This window comes from Vibrio sp. FF145 (assembly GCF_041439075.1).
Taxonomy (GTDB): domain Bacteria; phylum Pseudomonadota; class Gammaproteobacteria; order Enterobacterales; family Vibrionaceae; genus Vibrio; species Vibrio tasmaniensis_A.
The window spans coordinates 1-6782 of record NZ_JBGONH010000095.1; the positions used below are offsets into that span (position 1 = coordinate 1).

The 6782-nt window shown below is 41.4% G+C and carries 12 protein-coding genes; 6 read left to right on the plus strand and 6 right to left on the minus strand.

Annotated features, from left to right (window positions below):
- Both ACED42_RS21240 and ACED42_RS21245 read left to right on the plus strand, forming a co-directional pair.
- Positions 1 to 144, plus strand: a complete 144-nt coding sequence (locus tag ACED42_RS21240) for a type II toxin-antitoxin system RelE/ParE family toxin (protein ID WP_371704059.1) — start codon at positions 1 to 3, stop codon at positions 142 to 144.
- Positions 145 to 499: 355 nt separating this feature from the next.
- A complete protein-coding gene (locus tag ACED42_RS21245; RefSeq protein WP_371704045.1) occupies positions 500 to 814 on the plus strand; it encodes a hypothetical protein in 315 nt (104 codons plus the stop codon).
- Positions 815 to 949: 135 nt separating this feature from the next.
- Here the strand turns inward: ACED42_RS21245 and ACED42_RS21250 are convergent, their stop codons facing one another.
- The 3 genes from ACED42_RS21250 to ACED42_RS21260 form a co-directional block, all read right to left on the minus strand.
- Entirely contained in the window at positions 950 to 1633 is a 684-nt protein-coding gene (locus ACED42_RS21250; protein WP_371704046.1) for a hypothetical protein, read from the minus strand.
- 127 nt (positions 1634 to 1760) lie between these two features.
- On the minus strand, positions 1761 to 1979 hold the full coding sequence (locus ACED42_RS21255; protein ID WP_274138555.1) for a BrnA antitoxin family protein: 219 nt from the start codon (positions 1977 to 1979) through the stop codon (positions 1761 to 1763).
- Position 1980: 1 nt separating this feature from the next.
- Positions 1981 to 2265 carry a BrnT family toxin gene (locus ACED42_RS21260; RefSeq protein WP_371704048.1) on the minus strand — a complete coding sequence of 95 codons (285 nt, stop codon included), beginning with the start codon at positions 2263 to 2265 and terminating at the stop codon, positions 1981 to 1983.
- 329 nt (positions 2266 to 2594) lie between these two features.
- Here ACED42_RS21260 and ACED42_RS21265 point away from each other — a divergent pair, with 329 nt between their 5' ends.
- Positions 2595 to 3503: a replication initiation protein gene (locus ACED42_RS21265; RefSeq protein ID WP_371704050.1), complete on the plus strand. Its 909-nt coding sequence runs from the start codon at positions 2595 to 2597 to the stop codon at positions 3501 to 3503.
- A 57-nt stretch (positions 3504 to 3560) separates the two neighbouring features.
- On the opposite strand, the gene ACED42_RS21270 is transcribed toward ACED42_RS21265, so the two are convergent.
- From ACED42_RS21270 to ACED42_RS21280, 3 genes are read right to left on the minus strand one after another with little or no spacing between them, the layout of a single operon-like run.
- Positions 3561 to 4211, minus strand: a complete 651-nt coding sequence (locus tag ACED42_RS21270) for a hypothetical protein (protein WP_371704052.1) — start codon at positions 4209 to 4211, stop codon at positions 3561 to 3563.
- Complete coding sequence (locus ACED42_RS21275; protein ID WP_371704053.1) at positions 4208 to 5104, minus strand: tyrosine-type recombinase/integrase; 897 nt, start codon at positions 5102 to 5104, stop codon at positions 4208 to 4210. The genes ACED42_RS21270 and ACED42_RS21275 overlap by 4 nt, the downstream gene beginning before the upstream one ends.
- Complete coding sequence (locus tag ACED42_RS21280; RefSeq protein ID WP_016786354.1) at positions 5097 to 5342, minus strand: hypothetical protein; 246 nt, start codon at positions 5340 to 5342, stop codon at positions 5097 to 5099. Before ACED42_RS21280 ends, ACED42_RS21275 begins: the two co-directional genes overlap by 8 nt.
- Positions 5343 to 5951: 609 nt before the next feature.
- Here ACED42_RS21280 and ACED42_RS21285 point away from each other — a divergent pair.
- From ACED42_RS21285 to ACED42_RS21295, 3 genes are all read left to right on the plus strand, one after another.
- Positions 5952 to 6308 (plus strand): hypothetical protein, encoded by a 357-nt coding sequence (locus tag ACED42_RS21285; protein WP_371704055.1) that lies wholly within the window; start codon positions 5952 to 5954, stop codon positions 6306 to 6308.
- Between the two features lie 43 nt (positions 6309 to 6351).
- Entirely contained in the window at positions 6352 to 6594 is a 243-nt protein-coding gene (locus tag ACED42_RS21290; RefSeq protein ID WP_016786356.1) for a type II toxin-antitoxin system ParD family antitoxin, read from the plus strand.
- Positions 6587 to 6782: type II toxin-antitoxin system RelE/ParE family toxin (locus ACED42_RS21295; RefSeq protein ID WP_371704057.1), on the plus strand; the 196-nt coding region annotated here is incomplete at its 3' end. The genes ACED42_RS21290 and ACED42_RS21295, both read left to right, overlap by 8 nt.

Sequence of the window (6782 nt, forward strand, 5' to 3'; positions counted from 1 at the left end):
ATCGGTCGAGATTGTTCTGATCTTCGTCCTGGCATTCGCCGGCACGATTATCAAAAGCACGCTATTTTTTATCGAGTTCGAGATTTTGATATCTTTGTCATCCGTATTTTACATCAGCAGATGAACCCTATGTTGCATCTTTAAAATTAGCTCGAACTATAAATGCAAAAAACGCCCTTTAGAGGGCGTTTTTTGTTTCAAATGAACTTGCTAGATTTTGCTATGTAAATCACTCTCAAATCGTCACAAACTTTCAAAGCGTTATGGAAGCATATCGCCTTGATCAGGTGTCCTAAATCGTAACCAGGAGCGTTTGATAGGCTCTGAGGGCTGTTTTTGATAGCTAACTCGCCCGTTTAACATAATAGGAATAATAAACACCCTTCTCGATGTGGTTCGATACCCTATGAATGTAAAAATGTTTTTATTCTTGAATATGCATGATGAAGAGTCATGTGCATGTTATATTGGGTTTCAAGTTGCATATAAGGAGTAACTTATGCAGAGATCTCAATTTATTGATTCAATTCACGCTAAAACTAAGATTAAGCTTACATTCTTCTCTAAAGAGGATGGTCGTCAATTAACTCGTCTTTGTGCCCCGATGGATTTCGGACCAAGTCGAAGAGCACAAAATAAAGATGATCGTTTTCATTTATGGGATTATGAAAGTGATCAGAAAAATCATGTTCTATCTTTGCTGCCAGATCAAGTAGTAGGGATGGAATTTCTAAACGACGAGTTTTGTCCTAGTGAATTTGTTACATGGCCGACTAACTGGTTTGTTTCTCGTGATTGGGGCGTATACAGTTAATGTGGTGTAGGTATCAAAACGTTAATATTTCACGTGACGGCACTTAGTACGAACCCAGATTTAGACACAAGAACGGCTCCCGATTGGGAGCCGTTCTTGTTTTATGAAGTTAAGCCATTGAACACGATCGGAATATTACTGCCCGCTTTTGGATTCTGAAGACTTGCTAGTTTCTTTTCCATTACCTGCGGAAGACTGACCAGTCGATGTTGTTTTTATACCCGGAGCCATTTGCATTGATGGTATGTCAGCACTTGCTGTTGCTAGCTTTCCACTCGGGGCAGTTTGCATTCTTAACATATCTGCGCTATCTGTCACTATGACATTATGGATTGTTTTTTTGTTAGACATTGTTTGATTCTCGATATTTAGATTTACAAAAAGAACTACAAATGTTATTGCGAAGCAAAAAAAGATACCAGTGGTTATATTGAGATATGAGTTAAATTTTAAGTATGGATTGCTTTCGGCTTCTGCGCTTACTAAAGCTTGAATGTAGTATCTCTCAGCAATTTCTAGTTGCTTACTTATTGCTTTATTGCTGATCTGATAGGCTATTATTGATGATATTACGGTTATTAAAAATAAAAACCATGAGGCCTGTATAAGAAGCAAATACGAAGATTTTTCTAGTGGTGTGATGAAACGTATCGCGGTTAAAGATAATGCTAGACCAGAAGCTGATAGGGATAAAACCGCCTTATCATAGCCTTCATTATTAAAGAGTTGTCGTTTAGAAAGTTCCTCTCGGAATTTGTCGTATATTTCTTTGCTTTCCTTCTGTTCTTCCTCTGTACGGGTAAACCTTTCATTGCTCAAATATAACTCCTTTGAAGTTGATGTGTGGTCATTCTAAATAGGATTATAACAGTATGCTTGTGTCATTATATTTAACGTAAGTTCACTTAGTGCGAAGTAGAAAAAGGCAGCTCGAAAGCTGCCTTTTTTAGTTTTTCCAACTCATATCTAGCTTACGATGGTTGTTAACACAGTCTCGTAAGTATAAATTTATTAAGCTTTGGTAGGGGATCTCTGAATCCTCTGACATCTCTTTGAAATAATCAATAACATCTTCACTCAGCCGCATCGTCACTGGTTTTTTTAGCTTTGTGGCATAAGGGTTTCTGCGAGATTTCATCGTTGAAAAATCATATTCATCTTTCATGCTAATGTCCTCGTTTGTAGTGTTTGGTCTCATTTTTTGTGGCCTTTCGAGATGAGATGATTCTTATTGTATTTCCATCATCTCGCTCACAATGACAAACAATTAGTACATTTAAGTTATTACTCATCCCAAGCATCAAAAATCTATCTTCAATATCTGAATGGCTTTCATCAAAGAACTGAATTGCGTATTCGTCATAAAACACAGACATTGCTTCTTCAAAAGAAATACTATGCTTTTTGATGTTGATTTCAGCTTTGGCTGAATCCCAGTTAAAATTAATCATATTTACATTGTATGTACATGAGGTGTTTTTAGCAAACGCATTTAACGTAATGTCACTTTGTGCGAAGTACAGTGTTTCGGTAGAACAAGGATTTTTGAAAGGTCGCGATAGCGGCCTTTTTTGTGCCTGATAGCAAAAGCTCTAAAGGGGAAATTGCGAAGCAAGGTATTGCGGAGTAAGATAAACGCCAGATAAAACAAAGCCCTTAATCTCACATTCAACTTGGCGGAAGAGTAAGAGTTCAGGGCTCAGCATAAATGCTTGAGGCAATTTTAACACATGAACAGACAAACACAATCCACACATAACCGCCATAAGCGCAGTTATGTGTGAAAGCTGAACAATCAAACGCACTTCAACTCGATCTAATCGAGACACTTCCTCATAAGCCGTATTGCACCGATGAACTCGGTGTCACTCACATACGCCCCAAAAACACAGCGATTAAGAAGAAGTATCTGCAAGTGAACCAACCGAAGTTGGTCACTTATCTGATCTTTGATATTGACCGTCAAGGCGGTGTATTGGCGTGGTACGACAGCGATCTACCAACGCCATACTGGACTTCAAAGAACCCAGAGAACGCACACGCACACATTGCGTATCGCTTGAAAGTGCCTTTCTGTACGTCTGACATCGCACATAGCGAACCGATTCGCTACGCTGCTGCGATTGAGTCAGCAATGATAGAACGTCTAAAAGCAGATCGTGGTTTTGCAGGGCTACTCACTAAAAACCCACTGCACCCACATTGGCAAAATGAATTTTGGACTGAGCACGAATACACGCTAGATGAACTGGCGGACTATCTCGATTTAAAAGGTCATCCGTTACGTGGTAGCGAAGTCTCAGGTCTTGGTCGTAATTGTGAGTTGTTTGATTCAGTTCGTCAGTGGAGCTACAAGGCGATTAGAGAGTTTTGGGCACCCAACTATAAGCGTGACTGGAACTCGGCTGTCTACGATCACGTAGAAGCCCTTAACGCTCAATTTAAAGTGCCTCTTCCTGTCTCTGAGGTTAAAGCGATAGCGAAGTCTATCGCTAACTGGACGTATCGAGAGTTTACGCCTGAGAAGTTCCGTCAAAGCCAAGCAAAGAAAGGGGCGAAAGGCGGAAAAGCTTCAAAAGGCGGTGGTAGACCTATTAGTGAATCTAGTGAAAACCAACAAGAACCTTGGTCAAAGCTTGGAATTAGCCGAAGAACTTATTACAACTGGAAACAGTCAGGAAAGATTTAAAAGTTGCACTAAAACAAGCCTTATCAGATAACAGCCCTTTTTAGGGTCGTTATCTGATCAATGGCCTCTATGTTTCTTTGCTAATCTTGCTAGAGCGTTATACGTAATTTTGGTTCCATCCGTGAACTTCCAGTCTATCTCATCTAAGAACTCTGCCATTATTTTCTTCTCTGCGCTCAGCCGATCTCTTTGACCTAACTTACTCTGTGTCTGTTGGTTTTGTCGACGGTGTGCGTGATTGGCTATTCTTATTTGATTTTGTAACGCCACTTCCTTGTTCTCTGTTTGTTGTTTGATAGCGTAGATCTCGTTTTCTTTTTTGTTGAGTTGTTTAGCTTCTTTGCCGTGTTTGTTTACGACATCCTGCTCAACTTGAGCTTGGTATTCTCGCTTTATGTTTTCGAGCTCTTTCGTTTTTTTAGCTAATTCTTGCTTAGCTTCGAGTAACGATTCATCTGAGAATGTGCGAATGCCGTTGTAAATTAAACCTAAAATGAACGCTGTAATGAGGCTAAACAAGAATATGTAAACCCATGATTGCCATTGAATCCAAAGGGTCTCGGAACCTATAGCTAGGAGTACTGGATCTTCTTTTATTGTGGTATCGACAAGCCAAATGTGGTCGCCCGGTGCTAAAAAGCTGAGATAGGGCGCGGCAAAGAGTATGAGCAAGCCAATCACGATTACGGTCAACAATCCCCAAATCATCGTAAATACACCTCGGTAATATCAGGACGAAAATGCCCAAGTTCTTGAGATATGATGGTCATGACATCGATTCGTTCAAAGTGATTCGCGAGTTGTTCGTACCGGTCTTGTGCGTAGCTGTGACGTAGGCCGTGTGCTCCGTTAGAGTAGCCAAGAGCTCGAGAACTTGCCTTGCTGAATGCATCAGAGAATTTATGGCCACCGGCTAGATTGTAGTGCGATTCGTAATTCACGCCACGATCAACAATATGTTGGGGGCTGTCGAGTCTACGTTCTTCTAAACGTTCAACCAAATGATTGGGAATTTGCACTTCACGAATTAAACCGCCTTTACCTTCTACGGTATAGGTTTGGGTGTCATTGGGGAGGTGAGAGAATTTATCTTGATGCACATCTCTTGGACTTGGGGACACTTCACCTGAAGGGCGCAAAGAGTGTAGCTCGTGAGCGCGTAGGCCAGCGGCATAACAAAGTTCTGTTGAGAGTGCGTGGTGCTCGGTTTGGTGTTGAGTGATCGCGTTAACTTGCTGTGGTGTATAGGACCGAGATTGTTCAATCGTTTCACGTTTAGATGACACGATATCGAGTTTGGTCTTTTCTGAAAGTTGGTGTGTCACATGTTCCATCATGGCTTGGAGCGCTTGACGATCCATGTCGATTGTCTTTTGTGAACATTCGTGAGAGCGCAATTCTAAATAGGTGTTGGCTTTGTCTGGTGTGATGTCTCTAAGAGAACCAAGCTTGAACTCTTTTAGATAATCACAGCAAGTTTTGAGTGCTTGCTGATAATTCCTAGCCGTTCCCACAGATTCGATGACATTGCCTTTGCCCTGCATTTCTTTAATAACAGACGCGGCTTGTTTCTCTGATTTAGCAAAGTGTCCTCTAGCCATTACGTGTCACTCCAATGGAATGGAGATAGCGGAGAATGGTACTGCGAGCTGCATATTGTTTGTGCTGAGTTTGGAGGTGCAGAGCAATCAGTTCTAAGGACGCACCACTCGTATACATCTTTGCGATCTCATTACGGAAAGGTTCGAGTTTTGAAGTGCGTTTTTTGTAGTTTTTTCCTTTGCGTAAAGCGCGGGTCTGCTTGGCAGCTTCGGTCGCTGCGATGGGATCAAAGCTCATAAATTCTCGATGTTTGCGTAAGAACTAGCTAGATAATTTCGTAAAATATCTAGACGGCAGTGCCGTTCGCCACTTCGTTTTTTAACGTAAAAACGGGCTGACTGTTCACACCTAAAACCGATCACTATCCGCCAGTGAAATGCGTTGTTGAGTTATTGTTTTCGCTACTTTGAGAGGCATCGATGGTTCAACAATTTGGCCACCGCATACGATTATAACTAGGTCGTACTCCCCTGAGACAAAATCAGTTTTCAGCTCTCAGGCTAAGCGCAGATTTGATTCTCGCAGACCAAACCAAAAGGTTATCTAGGTCAGGTTCCTGCATAAGCAGCAGTGGGCTATGGTTTAAACCATAGTGACACTTTCACGATTCTTCGGCAATAACTTTTAGTTGCATATATATGTTGCATTCATTTTGTTGCGTGAATTGTCATAAAGCTTTTTAAATATTAGCGCTATGTGGAAATTTTAATTTCTACATAGCGCGAATAGTTTCGCGAAATTTGCGAAGTGTTCCTCTCGATTTTGCAATGCGTAGCGAGCAAACAGAGAGGGGCGCTGAGTGAATTTTATGGGGGGATAGAGCGTGACAGTGTGATGAAGTAGCAAATGTTTGCAGTGAACATTTGCTACAGAGCTGACGCGCTGCGCTTGTCGCACCCATGTATCAAGAAAATCGGCGTTGCCGGTTTTCCTGGTACATGGATGAGAGTTTGGACCTTCAAAGCTCATGATACGCTTGATGGGAGAACCAATGAAAAAGAGGCTGTTATGTTTATTCGAGTTATTTTTACAGCATTATCATTTTGTGCTGTTTTCGTTGTGGTGAGTGACAACGTACCGAGTTGGGGACATGTTTTGGGATGGGGTTACATCTTGGGTATGTTGGCTCTGGGGGTAATAACATTGAAAGCCGAACAGCTCATGGCATGGTGTGATAAGCAATTAGCGAAAAAGAGAAAATGAAGAGGTATACTAGTTGTGTTAATAATTAACACATGGTGATTTTATGGCTAGAACAACAAGCGTCACAATCGGAGAATCTCTTGATTGTTTTATCGAAAGAATGATCGCAACAGGTCGTTATGGCTCTACGAGTGAAGTAATGAGAAGCGCATTACGTTTACTCGAGCAGCAAGAAAATCAGCAAAACTTGTTGCGTAAAGCTTTGGATGAGGGGGAAGCAAGTGGTGAGAGTTCGTTGTCCTTGAAAGATGTGGCTGCAATGAGAAAGGCACAATTGCATGTATAAACTCTCCCAAAAAGCAGCTGATGATTTTGGGGATATCTACGAATATACCTTCTTAAATTTTGGTGAAGAACAGGCGGACAATTACACCGAGGAAATGGAGTCGTGTCTTCAAACGGTATCTGAAGCCCCTTTCATCGGTCGAGATTGTTCTGATCTTCGTCCTGGCATTCGCCGGCACGATTATCAAA